At 53.7% G+C, this 14,081-nt stretch carries 12 protein-coding genes and 1 other RNA gene; 2 read left to right on the top strand and 11 right to left on the bottom strand.

What is annotated here, in order from left to right; genetic code table 11:
- Window positions 1-89 precede the first annotated feature (89 nt).
- The gene (locus tag ACTQ52_RS04980) at window positions 90-1,454 is read right to left on the bottom strand and encodes an NCS2 family permease (protein ID WP_441227220.1); all 1,365 of its coding nucleotides are present in this window, start codon (window positions 1,452-1,454) and stop codon (window positions 90-92) included.
- Between the two features lie 440 nt (window positions 1,455-1,894).
- Here ACTQ52_RS04980 and ssrA point away from each other — a divergent pair.
- Both ssrA and ACTQ52_RS04970 read left to right on the top strand, forming a co-directional pair.
- Window positions 1,895-2,240, top strand: a transfer-messenger RNA (tmRNA) gene (gene ssrA, locus ACTQ52_RS04975).
- 374 nt (window positions 2,241-2,614) lie between these two features.
- Window positions 2,615-3,136, top strand: a complete 522-nt coding sequence (locus tag ACTQ52_RS04970; RefSeq protein WP_441227221.1) for a helix-turn-helix domain-containing protein — start codon at window positions 2,615-2,617, stop codon at window positions 3,134-3,136.
- A gap of 13 nt (window positions 3,137-3,149) precedes the next feature.
- On the opposite strand, the gene uvrA is transcribed toward ACTQ52_RS04970, so the two are convergent.
- The 10 genes from uvrA to deoD all read right to left on the bottom strand — a co-directional run bounded on the left by uvrA (window position 3,150) and on the right by deoD (window position 14,017).
- Window positions 3,150-5,981, bottom strand: coding sequence for an excinuclease ABC subunit UvrA (uvrA, locus tag ACTQ52_RS04965; protein ID WP_441981950.1), 2,832 nt, complete (start codon window positions 5,979-5,981; stop codon window positions 3,150-3,152).
- Window positions 5,982-6,053: 72 nt separating this feature from the next.
- Window positions 6,054-6,554 (bottom strand): Gx transporter family protein, encoded by a 501-nt coding sequence (locus ACTQ52_RS04960; RefSeq protein WP_441981949.1) that lies wholly within the window; start codon window positions 6,552-6,554, stop codon window positions 6,054-6,056.
- A 176-nt stretch (window positions 6,555-6,730) separates the two neighbouring features.
- Window positions 6,731-6,928 (bottom strand): cold-shock protein, encoded by a 198-nt coding sequence (locus ACTQ52_RS04955; protein ID WP_410042208.1) that lies wholly within the window; start codon window positions 6,926-6,928, stop codon window positions 6,731-6,733.
- A 188-nt stretch (window positions 6,929-7,116) separates the two neighbouring features.
- A complete protein-coding gene (locus tag ACTQ52_RS04950; RefSeq protein ID WP_441981948.1) occupies window positions 7,117-7,668 on the bottom strand; it encodes an SEC-C metal-binding domain-containing protein in 552 nt (183 codons plus the stop codon).
- A gap of 151 nt (window positions 7,669-7,819) precedes the next feature.
- Entirely contained in the window at window positions 7,820-8,665 is an 846-nt protein-coding gene (gene kduI, locus ACTQ52_RS04945) for a 5-dehydro-4-deoxy-D-glucuronate isomerase (protein WP_410042206.1), read from the bottom strand.
- 364 nt (window positions 8,666-9,029) lie between these two features.
- Window positions 9,030-10,409, bottom strand: a complete 1,380-nt coding sequence (locus ACTQ52_RS04940) for an AI-2E family transporter (RefSeq protein ID WP_441981947.1) — start codon at window positions 10,407-10,409, stop codon at window positions 9,030-9,032.
- A 539-nt stretch (window positions 10,410-10,948) separates the two neighbouring features.
- Window positions 10,949-11,713, bottom strand: a complete 765-nt coding sequence (locus tag ACTQ52_RS04935) for a thiamine diphosphokinase (RefSeq protein WP_441981946.1) — start codon at window positions 11,711-11,713, stop codon at window positions 10,949-10,951.
- Window positions 11,714-11,730: 17 nt separating this feature from the next.
- Window positions 11,731-12,315: a nucleoside deaminase gene (locus tag ACTQ52_RS04930; RefSeq protein WP_441981945.1), complete on the bottom strand. Its 585-nt coding sequence runs from the start codon at window positions 12,313-12,315 to the stop codon at window positions 11,731-11,733.
- Window positions 12,316-12,392: 77 nt separating this feature from the next.
- Window positions 12,393-13,172, bottom strand: a complete 780-nt coding sequence (gene udp, locus ACTQ52_RS04925; RefSeq protein ID WP_441227228.1) for a uridine phosphorylase — start codon at window positions 13,170-13,172, stop codon at window positions 12,393-12,395.
- 143 nt (window positions 13,173-13,315) lie between these two features.
- Entirely contained in the window at window positions 13,316-14,017 is a 702-nt protein-coding gene (gene deoD / locus ACTQ52_RS04920) for a purine-nucleoside phosphorylase (RefSeq protein WP_441227229.1), read from the bottom strand.
- Window positions 14,018-14,081 lie beyond the last annotated feature (64 nt).

Here is a 14,081-nt window from a genome sequence, read left to right as displayed (position 1 = left end):
TTATCCTCCTTTGTTCAGTTTTTTACATAGTAACTATAACATCAAAAAACCGCCGGGGCAAGCCGCCCCGGCGGTGGTAAAACGAAGGTTTACAGCATAGCGTACTTCAGTACGAAGAGGATCGCCAGTACATACATCAGCGGTGTAACCGACTTGCCCTTTCCGGACAGTACGTGAAGCAGTACATAAGAGATGATACCCAGGGAGATACCCTCGGAGATGGAGTACAGGAACGGCATCGCGAAGATCGCGATGTATGCCGGGATCGCCTCGAGAAGGTCATCCCACTCTACCTTTACGACCTGCTGGATCATCAGGAATCCGACGATGACCAGTGCCGGAGCGGTCGCGAAGCTCGGGATCGCCAGGAAGATCGGGGAGAAGAACAGTGCAAGCAGGAAGAAGAGACCAGAAACGACCGCGGTGAGACCGGAACGGCCACCCTCTGCGATACCGGAGCTGGACTCAACGAAGGTCGTGATGGTGGAAGTACCGAGGCAGGCACCTACCATGGTACCGATGGAGTCTGCGAGCAGTGCGCCCTTGATCTCCGGAAGCTTGCCATCCTCATCGAGCATGTCTGCCTTGGAAGCACAGCCGATCAGGGTGCCGAGTGTATCGAAGATATCGACGAACAGGAATGCGAACAGTACCGAGAAGAAGTCAAGCGGATGCTCTGCGATGATGGAGAAATCAAACTTGAACAGGGTCGGTGCAATCGATGCCGGCATGGAAACGACACCGGACGGGATCAGGCTGTAGAAGCCGGCATCCGGATTCGGTACGTAGATGCCTGCCAGCTGGCAGAGAATACCGAGGATCCAGGTCACGAAGATACCGATCAGGATGTTACCCTTTACACCCTTGATCACGAGGTAGCCGGTGATGATGATACCGATCAGTGCCAGCAGTACGGTGATACCCTCTGAGTTAAAGGTACCAGCCTTTACAGACTGTGAAAAGCTGAAGATGGTCACAAGTGTGGCAGAATCCACTGCGATGTGGGCGTTCTGAAGACCGATGAAGCAGATGAACAGACCGATACCGACGGAAACACCATACTTCAGTGTCTGCGGAATCGCGTTGAAGATCGCCTCACGAACGTTCGTCAGTGACAGAAGGATGAAGACGAGACCCTCTGCAAATACAGCGGTCAGCGCAACCTCCCAGGAGTAGCCCATGCCCAGAACGACGGTGTACGCGAAGTACGCATTGAGTCCCATACCTGCTGACAGTACAAACGGAAGGTTTGCGAGAAATGCCATGCAGAACGACGCGATCGCCGAAGCCAATGCTGTCGCCGTGAAGATCGCACCGGAGTCCATGCCAGTGGCTCCGAGGATGCTCGGGTTAACGGCCAGAATATAGGCCATGGTCATGAATGTCGTGATACCGGCAATCATCTCGGTACGTACATCCGTACCTTTTTCTTTCAGCTTGAAAAACTTTTCCATACGAAATAGCCTCCTTGTTTTAAACGGCACAGAGCTGATTCTGCGCCATCCACAGGTTACATTTGACCAGTGCTGGTAGTTTGGCAATTAAAACAGCACTCGTCACCCCCTTAAAAAAGAACAGAATCTAGTTTAACACAGTACGACAGAAAAATGTCAGAAATCTGAAAGCGTTTTCGAATTTTCGCTGCTTTTCGTCGATATAACTCAATTTTATGTGTAGCATCACAGAAATATATGAACTATTCATAATCACATTCAGGCCAACGGAGATCCAGCAGCTCTGCACGATGCGCTGAAGCCACACGCTGAACTGTTAAATATCTGTGAAATCAACCAGCGGTTTATTTACAAAGCGGATACAATTCGATAGAATGTGTTTGAAAGCAAGGAAGTCACTACGGTTTTCCTTTGCTCAACGCACTTTGATAAGTGAATATGGGCTAGTACCGGTTTCGACGGGGATGATGCAGCTTTAGAAGCTATCCGAAAGACAGTCGCGTTAAACTTCAAACCTAAATATAAACGCTAACAATAACGAATTAGCATACGCAGCCTAAGTGCTGTGTGGTCAGCCTCGATGCACTCACACATCGAGAATCTGGCCTCATCTATGTGAGAAACGACGTTAAGAGTTTCTCCTCTTAACGGGTGTATCCAGAGAATACCGGCCACCAAAGGACGTGCACATCCTTTGATGGTGGGGAATCTTTAAAGTGTACTACGATAGTAGAAGGAGAGGGAATTCATTTTCGGACACGGGTTCGACTCCCGTCTGGTCCACTTAATAGTGCATATCCGAACTCATCAGAAGGTCAGGATATGCATTTTTATGTTTACATAAAAAGACTCGAGGACACGATTTTTTACGATGCGTGTTTTCGAGTCTTTTTTTGCTTCCTGAATAAAGCATTCATCCACTCCTCTGTCCGTTATCGAAAGATTTTCTAAGGAGCACTGAACTTTATCACGGCACCATGCTATAACTTCGATGCAAAGTTAATCTGTCTTCTTCTGCTGTCTGCTATAGAAATTTTTGCGGGAACTATACTTCATAGCTATAGTTCCATACTGCTCAGCAAGTTACTTTATCCGAGCACAGCTTATAAAATTCTGATAGAAAGCATCATGATTGCTCGAAGCAAGGAGTACTGTACGCTATGGCTATGAAAAAGACTGCACCTCGTGCAAAGCATAAGAAAAATACTGTATATACGGAGGATCCAATCTATAACAACCGGGATTATCACTTCGACTGGGGCATCTTCGGCCAGACGCTGAAACGGCTTCGCCTCGAAGCGGATCTGACGCAGGATGATCTTTCGGCGATCACCGGTATTCCGAGCGCGATGATCTCGCAGTTTGAAACCGCCTATAAAAGCAGGTTTCAGAACACGCCGAAGCACCCGAATCAGGACCAGCTGGTCTGTCTCCTTCGGGCGCTGAATGTCGATGCCAACACACTCTTCGCAGCGAACCTGGCCATGCCGGTCATGTCTGAGCGCGACCGGGCCGTCGAAGTGCTCGTAGAGGGCTTTCGTACCCTGCTGAAACGCTCCGAGCTCTATGCCCATTATGACGAAGCACCTGGAAAAGACATGATAGAGAAAATCGAGAACAGTAGGCTTTACTTCGAGCCCTGGGCGGAGACCTCCGTCGCGGAGAAAAAGCCGGAGAACTGAATTCTCCGGTTTTTTATTTTTTCAGGTACTGTCGGATGTAGTGACCCGTGTAGGATTCCTTCACCTTCGAAACCTCTTCCGGTGTACCCTCTGCGATCACTGTACCGCCACGGTCACCGCCTTCCGGACCGATATCGATGATATAGTCCGCACACTTGATGACATCGAGGTTATGCTCGATGACGATGACGGTGTTCCCGTTTTCCGCGAGACGGTCGAGCATGACGACGAGCTTATGCACATCCGCGAAGTGCAGTCCGGTGGTCGGCTCATCCAGCACATAGATGGTCTTTCCGGTCGGACGACGGCTGAGCTCAGTCGCGAGCTTGATTCGCTGCGCCTCACCACCGGAAAGCTCGGTGCTCGGCTGCCCCAGCTTCACATAGCCGAGGCCGACATCATAGAGTGTCTGAATCTTACGGGTGATGCTCGGCACATTCTTAAAGAAATCCAGCGCCTCCTCGACGGTCATCTCGAGGATATCATAGATGTTCTTCCCCTTATACTTCACCTCCAGGGTTTCACGGTTGAAACGCTTTCCGTTACATACCTCACACGGCACATATACATCCGGCAGGAAGTTCATCTCGATCTTCACGATACCATCCCCCTGGCAGGCCTCGCAGCGTCCACCGCGTACGTTAAAGGAGAAGCGGCCCTTACTGTAGCCACGTGCCTTCGCATCCGGGGTACCCGCAAAGAGGTCCCGGATCATATCGAAGACGCCGGTATAGGTCGCCGGATTCGAGCGCGGTGTTCGTCCGATCGGCGACTGATCGATCGCGATGATCTTATCAAGCTGCTCCACGCCCTCGATGGACTTATAGCGGCCCGGAATCGTCCGTGCACGATTCAGCTTCTTCGCCAGGGTCTTATAAAGGATCTCATTCACGAGCGAGGACTTACCGGAACCGGATACACCGGTTACACAGGTGAAGACACCGAGCGGGAAGCGGACATCGATGTTTTTCAGATTATGCTCGCTGGCACCCTTCACAGTGATCCAGCCGTTCGGCTTCCGACGCGTCTTCGGCACCTCGATCTTCAGCTTACCGCTGAGGTACATTCCGGTGATACTGCGCGGATTCTGCATGATCTCCTCCGCCGTACCGGTCGCGACGACCTCACCACCCTCCGAACCGGCGCCCGGTCCGATGTCGACGATGTAGTCGGCGGCACGCATGGTATCCTCATCATGCTCGACGACGATCACGGTATTCCCGAGGTCACGAAGGTGCTTCAGCGTCGCGATCAGACGATCGTTATCCCGCTGATGCAGGCCGATACTCGGCTCATCGAGGATGTAGGCGACCCCGACGAGACCGGAGCCGATCTGTGTCGCGAGGCGGATACGCTGCGCCTCACCACCGGAAAGTGTCCCGGCGGCCCGGCTCAGGGTCAGGTAATCGAGGCCGACATCCAGCATGAACTTAATGCGGCTCCGGATCTCCTTCACGACCTCATCCGCGATCTGATGCTGCATCGGGGTCAGCTGGATCGCTTCGATCCAGTGATAGAAGTGCTCGATGGAGAGCTCCGTCGCCTGGTAGATATTGAGATCAGCGATCGTTACGGCGAGACTCGAGGCCTTCAGACGTGCGCCATGGCAGAGTGCACATGGGGTGATCCGCATGTACTGCTCATAGTCCGCACGCATACGCTCGGAGAAGCACTCACGGTAACGGCGGTTTACATTGGCCAGCAGACCCTCGAAGGCCACCTGATGCACATTTCCCTTTCCAAACTGGGACGCATAGCGGACCGTCACCTTCTCGCCCTTCGTGCCGTCCAGGATGATCGAGCGGATCTCCGGCGGGTAGTCCTGAAATGGCGTGTCGAGGCTGAAATGATAGGCCTCACTGAGTGCCACCAGCATCGCATGCGTGAAGCTGCCCTCATCCTTCGAGTTCATCCAGCCTGGAACGGTGATCGCTCCTTCGTTCAGACTCAGGCTCTCGTCCGGAATCATCAGTGCCAGATCAAACTCCATCTTATAGCCGATCCCGCTGCACTCCGGGCAGGCACCGAAGGGGTTGTTAAAGGAGAAACTGCGCGGCTCGATCTCGTCGATGGAAACGCCACAGTCCGGGCAGGCGAAGCTCGTCGAGAAGTTCACCGGCTCACCGCCGATCACGTCGACGGTCATCTGACCGCCGGTCAGGCCCATGACCTGTTCGATGGACTCCGTGAGACGTGCCTCGATTCCCTCGCGGATCACGAGACGATCGACCACGATCTCGATGGTATGGCGGATGTTCTTATCGAGGCTGATATCCTCCGAAAGCTCATACATGTTTCCGTCCACACGTACACGCACATAGCCGGAGCGGCGGGCCGAGTCGAGCACCTTCTCATGCATGCCCTTCTTGCCGCGGACAATCGGTGCCAGCAGCTGAATCCGGGTGCCCTCCGGCATCAGAAGCAGCTGATCCACGATCTCATCCACCGTCTGGCGCTTGATCTCGCGTCCGCACTTCGGACAGTGCGGCGTGCCGACGCGTGCGTACAGAAGACGCATATAATCATAAATCTCCGTGACGGTACCGACCGTCGAACGCGGATTCCGGTTCGTCGACTTCTGATCGATCGAAATCGCCGGGCTGAGACCCTCGATGAGGTCCACCGCCGGCTTCTCCATCTGGCCCAGAAACTGACGCGCATAGGATGACAGGGACTGCATATACCGACGCTGTCCCTCTGCATAGATCGTATCGAAGGCGAGGGAGGACTTTCCGGAGCCGGAGAGACCGGTCATCACGACCAGCTCATCGCGCGGGATATCCACATCCACATGCTTCAGATTGTGCTCACTGGCACCTCGAATTTTTATATAGTTCTTACCCATAAGAAATATCCTCAAAAATAATCCGGCAAACAAACGTTTGTCGGATTATTTTACCACGCTTTAAAATAATATTCAAGAGTTCCGAAGAAACAGCTGGATCCGCTCGGTGATGAGTCCGGCCACGAGTCCGATCAGCGCACCGGCGATCACCCCGGCCACCATCAGCACCGGCAGATAGTAAAACAGCACCTGACTGTGCAGCAGCGCCACAGCGGCCATCAGCTGTCCAACGTTATGCATCACACCGCCACTGACGCTCACGACGGTGCGGTGAAAGCCACCTGCCTTCCGCATCAGGAGCATGGTCAGAAAACTCAGCGCAAATCCGGAGATCGAGTACGCGAGTGTCATCGTGTTTCCGAACATGAAGCTGACGAGGAGGATGCGGAGGAAGCTGATCACAAGCGTCGGCAGCGCACCGATCGAGTAGAGGCCGATCACCGTCACGATGTTCGGAAGGCCCAGCTTCACGCCCGGCACGCCGATGTTGATCGGGATCATGGCCTCAACGTAGCTCAGCACCATCGCAAGCGCCAGCAGCATCCCATATAAACTTGTTTTTCGTGCATTCATAAATCACCCTTTTCGCATGTTTTCGGGGCGAATCCCCACGCTCATGCCGCCGATTATAACGGAGATCTCGCCAAAAGAAAAGACGGCACCCAAATGGATACCGTCATTGCTTCTTTTAGTTCAAAATACTATTCTTGTAACGATATATGCTTACAATTAAGGTACTTGGAAAAAAATTAAAGCTTTACTACGTTGACTGCCTGAGGTCCCTTAGCGCCGTCCTGAACGTCGAACTCTACCTTCTGGCCCTCATCGAGAGACTTGAAACCGTCTCCAGCGAGTCCTGAATAGTGAACGAAAACGTCCTTGCCATTCTCATCAGAGATGAAGCCGTAGCCCTTCTGATTGTTGAACCACTTAACTGTACCCTTCATTGTGTCTACCTCCATAAAATCTGCAGCCTTATCGCTGCACGAATTTCATCTTAGCATAATCAAAATTCTGCGTCAATCGAATGTTCACGCGTCTCGATCTGCGTTTTCGGACATAGCCTTCGGGTCAGAAACACAGCGTCCACAGGCCGTCGCCAATGTCTCCATCAGCGTGCCTGCCCAGGCAGGGATCAGTTCGCGGAAGCAAATGCCTTCAGCTCGTTCTCCTGATCGATGCGCATGTGGCACTTCTTATACTTCTTGCCGGATCCGCATGGGCAGAGGTCGTTCGGGTAGATTTTCTTGCCTTCACGACGGATGGTGTTGGATGCCTTCTGCTTGCGGTAGAGCTCGTGACGCTTCTCCTCGGAAAGGATCGCATCCCACTCAGGAAGACCGTAGAGCCAGCTTGCCTTCGCCTCGACCATGTTGTAGTACAGGGTCTCCGGATCGATCTCGATCTTCACCTGTGTATCCTCATCCATGGTGTCGATCGGGTTGTGATAGCCCTTTAAGGAATCATCGATACCATCGAGTACACCTGTGAAGTGGAAAACGTCGATGCCGAAGTGCTCCGCAAGCTCCTTGACCGTGCCCTCATATACGTGGCTCGGATCCTTCAGAACCTCCTCATAGAAGCCCTTCTCCAGAGCGAAATACTCCTGCCAGAGTGTCTCCTGCTCGGCCTTGGAAAGACCATCGCCGTATGCCTTCGTTCTCCAGTTTTCAAGTAATGTTGCCATAAATTCTCCTCACCCATCACGGGTTCTTTCTATATAAATTCATCTGTGGCCGTCCTCCCGCAGGATACACAGGCACACAAAAAGGTCCGTAGACCACACAGAACTTTATAGTACCACGGACCTCTGGAAATATCAATTTTTTATGCTCTAATTATCTGAGATCCGGAGTATAGATGGTATCCATATCATCGAACTCCTGGTTCTCGCCGCCCATCGCCCAGATGAAGGTATAGTTGTGTGTACCTGCAGCGCTGTGGATAGACCATGACGGAGAAATCACAGCATCATAGTTATGCATCACGATGTGTCTGGTCTCGGTCGGCTCACCCATCAGATGGAATACGACCTGGTCCTCCGGCACCTCGAAGTAGGTATAGATCTCCATACGACGCTCATGTGTATGTGACGGCATCGTGTTCCATACAGAACCCGGCTGAAGCTCGGTCATACCCATGCTGAGCTGTGCGGTCTTGAGGACATCCGGGTGGATGAACTGGTTGATTACACGAGCATTGGCCAGCTCAGGCTCGCCACATGGACGATGATTTGCCTCGGCCATGGTGATCAGCTTCGTCTCGTAGCTTACGTGTGCCGGTGCGGAAACCATGTAGAACTTCGCCGGCTTCTCTGCGTCGTCAGAGGAGAAGAGCACTTCCTTCGCACCCTTCGTGATGTAGAGGCAGTCCTTGTAGCCGAGCTTGTACTCTGTACCATCAACGACGATCTTACCAGCGCCATCGCCGATGTTGAAGATACCGATCTCGCGGCGCTCGAGGATGTAGTGTGTACCGAAGTTTGCCCAGCAGTCGATGCCCTTATCGAGGGAAACGACCTCGTGTACCGGCATACATCCGAAGGTCACCATACGGTCAACGTGTGAGTATACCGCAACGACCTCATCCGGCTTGTAAAGACCGGTGATCAGGAACTCATCCCGAAGCTCCTGTGTTGTGTACCGCTTCACATCTCTCTGGTTTGCACTGTAACGAATATCCATAAAAACCTCCTGTATCTGGCTGTGCGCCACGTGTTTTGTATCTGCATCAAGCATCTCTAGTATACTCTAGTTAACCGGTTTTGCAAACGGTTTTTCGACAGTTCAGCGAATTACCTCAGAAGACCTGCAACAGAAGCACAGTACTCCGAGACCGGTTCAATCTAAGCCGGGGACCCTAAGCGGCACTAGGCCCTCTGCAATCGCTGAGTTTTCTTTATGAAAACTCAGCGTTGCTAGAGGGTTCCAGGGAGAGATAACACCAAGTGCCGCTAAGGGGACCCGACTTGATTTCACACGTTCTCTACGTATGGCTTCTGTTGCAGGTCTTCCGAGGCACCTAAGCGGCACTGTCAGCTGATTATGACTATTTTTCAAATCGAGTAAGCTCGTCTCCGGAAATGTAATCGGCAGCGTCTGTCGGGAGGCCCTTCTTCCGAAGCAGGTGGCTGCTCACGCGCTGTACGAAATTGAGGATGACGGCCCAGATCGGGACCGCGACGATCATTCCGACGAAGCCGAAGAGGCCGCCGAACAGGAGGATCGAGAACAGTACCCAGAAGCTGCTGAGACCGGTCGAGTCGCCGAGGATGCGCGGGCCGAGGATATTGCCGTCGAACTGCTGCAGAACCAGGACGAAGATGAGAAAGTATACACTCTGCATCGGGCTCGTCAGCAGAATCAGGATGAAGGATGGGATCGCACCGATGAACGGACCGAAGAACGGAATCACGTTCGTTACGCCGACGATGACGGAAACGAGCATCGTGTACGGCATCTTCATAAAGCTCAGGCAGAAGAAGCAGAGCCAGCCGATGATGAGGGAGTCGATGATCTTACCGACGATGAATCCGCCGAAGACCCGGTTGATGTAGGCGAACTCCTGCACCACAAGCTCTGCCCACTTCTTCGGAAGCAGCGCGAAGGTCAGCTTCCTGGATTCTCCCAGCATGGACTCCTTGATGTTCAGAAGGTAGATCATCACGATGAGGCCGATAAAGATGTTCTTAAACCAGTTGACCACTGACCAGATACCGATACCGAGCGACGCCACGATGCTCTGCATGTTCGGCATCAGATGATTCTGCAGGAAATTCATGATGTACTCATACGCGATGTTGTAGTACTGCTGCACGGCTTCCCGTACCTCTGGATAATCCTGAAGGTAGTTCATGATGTTCCGGTAGGTCTGCGACAGATCCTGCGGCAGCGTCGCGATCAGATTCGCGACGGAGCTGTAGAGCTGCGGGATGATCATCGACACGAGGCCGACAGCCAGTACCAGTACGGTCAGAAGCGCCACCAGGGTGCCTGCCGCACGTGCGATCATGCGAGGTGCAGCACTCGTGGTCGGCTTCGCCGCCGTTTCTCTGCCTGGCGCAGCTGCAGTATCCGAAGCTGCCGCTGTGGGGGTTGATCCGGCTTTCTCCGGATCCGCCGGTTCGCTCGTGTCCGTCGGTGCTTCTGCTGACGACGAAGCCGAAGCTGCCTTCAGTGACGGGGCTGCAGCTTTTCGTCCTCCCAGCAGATTGTAGACGAAGTGATAGACATGATTATAGATCGGTGCGGTAATGTATGCGATCACCGCACCATAAATGATCGGTGCCAGAATCGACACCAGCGTGCCGCCAAACGCACGGATCTTTCCGAAATTTATCAGAATCGTCGCCACGAGTACGCTCGCCGCGATCACCAGAAAGGCGGTGATGCCCCAACGAATCTGCTGCTCCCACTGTTCTCTCTTCAACGGACTGCACTCCTAAAATAGATTAAAACAAATGAAATCAATACTACACATCTATGATACACAAAAGGCTATGTAAATGCGATGGTTTCACAGAAATTTCACGGGAGGCAAAACGGGTCAAGTAGCTTTGCCAACGCAAAGCTCTGAATACGCTCGCCGCTAAGGCCTCCTAAGGAAACCTTAGGAGCTTTGTCTCGACGCCCGGGGCATCCATGCGCCGCTCCGCGCTACGCGCGGCCCTCTCATGGATATGTACAAAAAAACCGACAGGCATGTTGCCTGTCGGTCCAAATCATAAGATTTTCGGAGTAACACCAGAACGCCGTACTACACGCTTGACTCCTAGCTCTCTTGCTAGGTGGGAAACCTCACGTATGCCACTATAGTCCTCGGCCCGAAGGGAGGCGTTATATTATGCATACAGATATCGGAGCCCCGTAGGTCGTATTTGTAGGTTCAATATGTGCAGCCTCGTACGTCCCAGCTCTTTACTTCTATCGGAATTATAGCAAAGCAAAAAACTTCAATCAAGTATCGATTTACTTCCAGTCATAAATCAGCAGCAGTGTGCCGTCTTTCACGGAGATCTCCGCCTCTGTACCGACGAATTCGTTGCTGAGTCCGGTCGGCATCATGTTACTGAGGGTCACATCCGTAACGATGTACTTAAAACCACGCTCGGTGACACCGTGGCACGCGTCGCTCAGCGAGAGCGCCGAGAAGTAACCCTGCATTTCCTTCGGGAAACACACGCTTTCGTTCCGAATCGCACGCACCAGCTGATGCTCACCATAGAGATAGCCATGCATCCCCTGCTGCGCGAGGAAGCCGAGGGCCTGCAGATTTGCGATGGAGTGATCGATCCGCTTCCCCGTGCCGCCGATGAGATGGAAGGAACGAAAGCCTCGCTCCATACCGATCCGTACGCAGGCCAGCATGTCCGGGTCGTTTTTGATCGGATCGATGACCCGCGTCTCGACGCCGTCCAGCTCGATGCGCTGCAGATGGTGGATATACTCGGCCTTCTCCGCATCCGCGAAGATATCGAGGTCCTTCACCGGTCCGGTGACGCCCTTCACACCCTCCACCTCCATCGAGTCGAAATCACCCACCACGAGGTCCGGGACGATGCCTACGGCCTTCAGATTCTCATACCCCGCATCGGCTGCGATCACGTAGTCCTCTTCCGCCGGCTGAAACGGCATCCCGAAGAAATCGCCGGCCCCCACGATGATGCAGCGACCTTTATTCTCGCCAGCATCGATCCTTCCATCATATCCACTTGTCTGCTTTTCTTCTGTCACTCTGTTATCCTCGATTCTCAGCTTCTGTCCGCCTGCTGCTCGTTTTCCAGCTTCTTCAGCTTCTGCTCCCGGAGCGCTGCGAAGAAATCACTCATGAGGGCAGCACAGGCATCCTTCTCTACATCCGTCCGGACCTCACAGCGGTGATTGAAGCGCTTCTCATGCAGCATGTCCAGTACGGAACCGCAGCAGCCCGCCTTCGGGTTCATGGATCCGATCACGACGCGCGGAACACGGGCCTGCACGATCGCCCCGGCGCACATCGGGCAGGGCTCGAGGGTCACATACATCGTACAGTCCTCGACCCGCCAGTCCTCGAGTGCTCTGCACGCCTGCCGGATGGCGATCACCTCCGCATGCATCAGTGCACTCCGATCCTTGTTTCGCCGGTTATAGCCGCGCCCCAGGATGGTGCCCGGCTCGATGCCGAGGGCGGCCGCATGCTGGTCCGCCTTGCTCGCGGGATTCGTCCCATCATAAACGATGATGCACCCAATGGGTACATCATCGTGCTTCAGCGCCTTCCGGGCTTCCCGGATCGCCAGATTCATATAGTATTCATCGCGCTCCGGACCTGCTGCCGGAATCTTCACTGTTTTCATTCTTTTTCTGATCCTTCCAGATATCTGTTCGACTGAAGCTCACCGTCATAGATTTTCCTGTCCACGTCGTGCCCGTCTCACGCCTTCTGCTGATCTCTCTTGATCAGAATCCGAATCGCCTCGATCGCCGTGCGGATCGCCTTATCGGTGTCATGCTCGATCTCGTTACTGAGTCCCTTCTTCGCGCGCTCCTGGTTCGACATGATGAAGAGCACCGCACCTGCACGCACATGCAGGTAGGAAGCCACGGTAAAGAGTGCCGCTGACTCCATCTCGGACGCCTTGCAGCCGAGCTTCAGCCAGGCCTGCCACTTATTGAGGAGCTCATAGCTCACCGGCAGGTCCTCCGGCTTATGCTGCCCATAAAAGGCATCCTTACACTCGACCACGCCCACATGATGACGCAGTCCGAGATTTCCGGCTGCCTGGTACAGCGCCATCTCGACCTCGAAATCGGATACCGCCGGCCACTCGATCGGCGCATACTCCTTCGAGGTGCCCTCCATACGGACCGCACCACTCGCGATCACGACATCGCCGGACTGCACATCGAGGTCCATACCGCCCGCTGTACCGACACGGATGAAGGTGTCCGCCCCGCACATATGCAGCTCCTCGACCGCAATCGACGCCGACGGCCCGCCGATACCGGTGGAGGTCACGGAAACCGGAACGCCGTCCAGCGTACCCGTATAGGTCACATACTCCCGATGATCCGCTACAAATACCGGATCATCGAAATACTTCGCGATCTTCTCACAGCGCTTCGGGTCGCCCGGCAGGATCACGTACCGTCCGACCTGCCCCGGTGCCACACCGATGTGATACATCGTCTTATCTTTTGAATAATTAATCATATTTCTATCCTCTACGATCCTGGGCCGATGCTGACCGCTCTACGTCGGACCCACCCACCCGGGATCCTTCACCACAGATTCCTGTGTAAAAACCGATTTCCGGGCATACACCCGGAAATCTTCCTTCACGATTCTGATGATGCTCAGGCGAGCTCCAGTGCCACACGCATCATCTGGTCAAAGCCGACCTGTCGCTCATCCGGGCTCAGGGACTCGCCGCGAAGCAGCTGATCGGAAACGGTCAGCAGGCAGAGTGCATGCTTATGTGCATACGCTGCGTTCATATAGAGTGCGGCGGCCTCCATCTCGGCGGCCATGATGCCCATACGTGCCCAGCGCTGATTCACATCCGGACGGGCATCGTAGAAGATATCCGAAGAGAGGATGTTCCCGACCTTGACATTGATCCCGAGCTTCTCTGCCGCTTCCACTGCCTTCTTGAGGAGGCCGTAATCTGCGATCGCAGAGAAGGTGCCCGGAAGCTCGAACTGCTTTCCATAGTTCGAATCCGTGCAGGCGCCCATGCCGATGATAACATCCTTCAGATTGACCTCTGGCTGGATGGCACCCGCGGAGCCGATACGGATGATGTTATCGACGTCGTAGGTATGAAACAGCTCGTAGGAGTAGATACCGATGGACGGCATGCCCATGCCACTGCCCATCACCGTGATCTTCTTACCCTTGTAAGTTCCGGTGAAGCCCAGCATGTTTCGAACGGTGTTGAAGCAGACCGGATTCTCGAGATAGGTTTCTGCGATAAACTTCGCGCGAAGCGGATCGCCCGGCATCAGAACGGTTTTCGCGATATCGCCAAGCGCTGCTTTGTTGTGAGGTGTAGACATAGTGATTCTCCTTTCGATTTTGTTCAAAGTATTCACTCATCAGATTTTCAGATCCGATTTCGAT

Origin of the sequence: Oribacterium sp. Sow4_G1_1 (assembly GCF_052116105.1) — a bacterium.
GTDB lineage: Bacteria > Bacillota > Clostridia > Lachnospirales > Lachnospiraceae > Oribacterium.
The sequence above is the reverse complement of the archived record's forward strand: the minus strand, read 5'-3'. Positions and strand labels throughout refer to the sequence as shown.

Excerpts from the sequence above, each read along its gene's own strand:
- ACTQ52_RS04980 (WP_441227220.1), bottom strand. The coding sequence starts at position 1,454 with ATGGAAAAGTTTTTCAAGCTGAAAGAAAAAGGTACGGATGTACGTACC.
- ACTQ52_RS04970 (WP_441227221.1), top strand. The coding sequence starts at position 2,615 with ATGGCTATGAAAAAGACTGCACCTCGTGCAAAGCATAAGAAAAATACT.
- uvrA (WP_441981950.1), bottom strand. The coding sequence starts at position 5,981 with ATGGGTAAGAACTATATAAAAATTCGAGGTGCCAGTGAGCACAATCTG.
- ACTQ52_RS04960 (WP_441981949.1), bottom strand. The coding sequence starts at position 6,554 with ATGAATGCACGAAAAACAAGTTTATATGGGATGCTGCTGGCGCTTGCG.
- ACTQ52_RS04955 (WP_410042208.1), bottom strand. The coding sequence starts at position 6,928 with ATGAAGGGTACAGTTAAGTGGTTCAACAATCAGAAGGGCTACGGCTTC.
- ACTQ52_RS04950 (WP_441981948.1), bottom strand. The coding sequence starts at position 7,668 with ATGGCAACATTACTTGAAAACTGGAGAACGAAGGCATACGGCGATGGT.
- kduI (WP_410042206.1), bottom strand. The coding sequence starts at position 8,665 with ATGGATATTCGTTACAGTGCAAACCAGAGAGATGTGAAGCGGTACACA.
- ACTQ52_RS04930 (WP_441981945.1), bottom strand. The coding sequence starts at position 12,315 with ATGAAAACAGTGAAGATTCCGGCAGCAGGTCCGGAGCGCGATGAATAC.
- udp (WP_441227228.1), bottom strand. The coding sequence starts at position 13,172 with ATGATTAATTATTCAAAAGATAAGACGATGTATCACATCGGTGTGGCA.
- deoD (WP_441227229.1), bottom strand. The coding sequence starts at position 14,017 with ATGTCTACACCTCACAACAAAGCAGCGCTTGGCGATATCGCGAAAACC.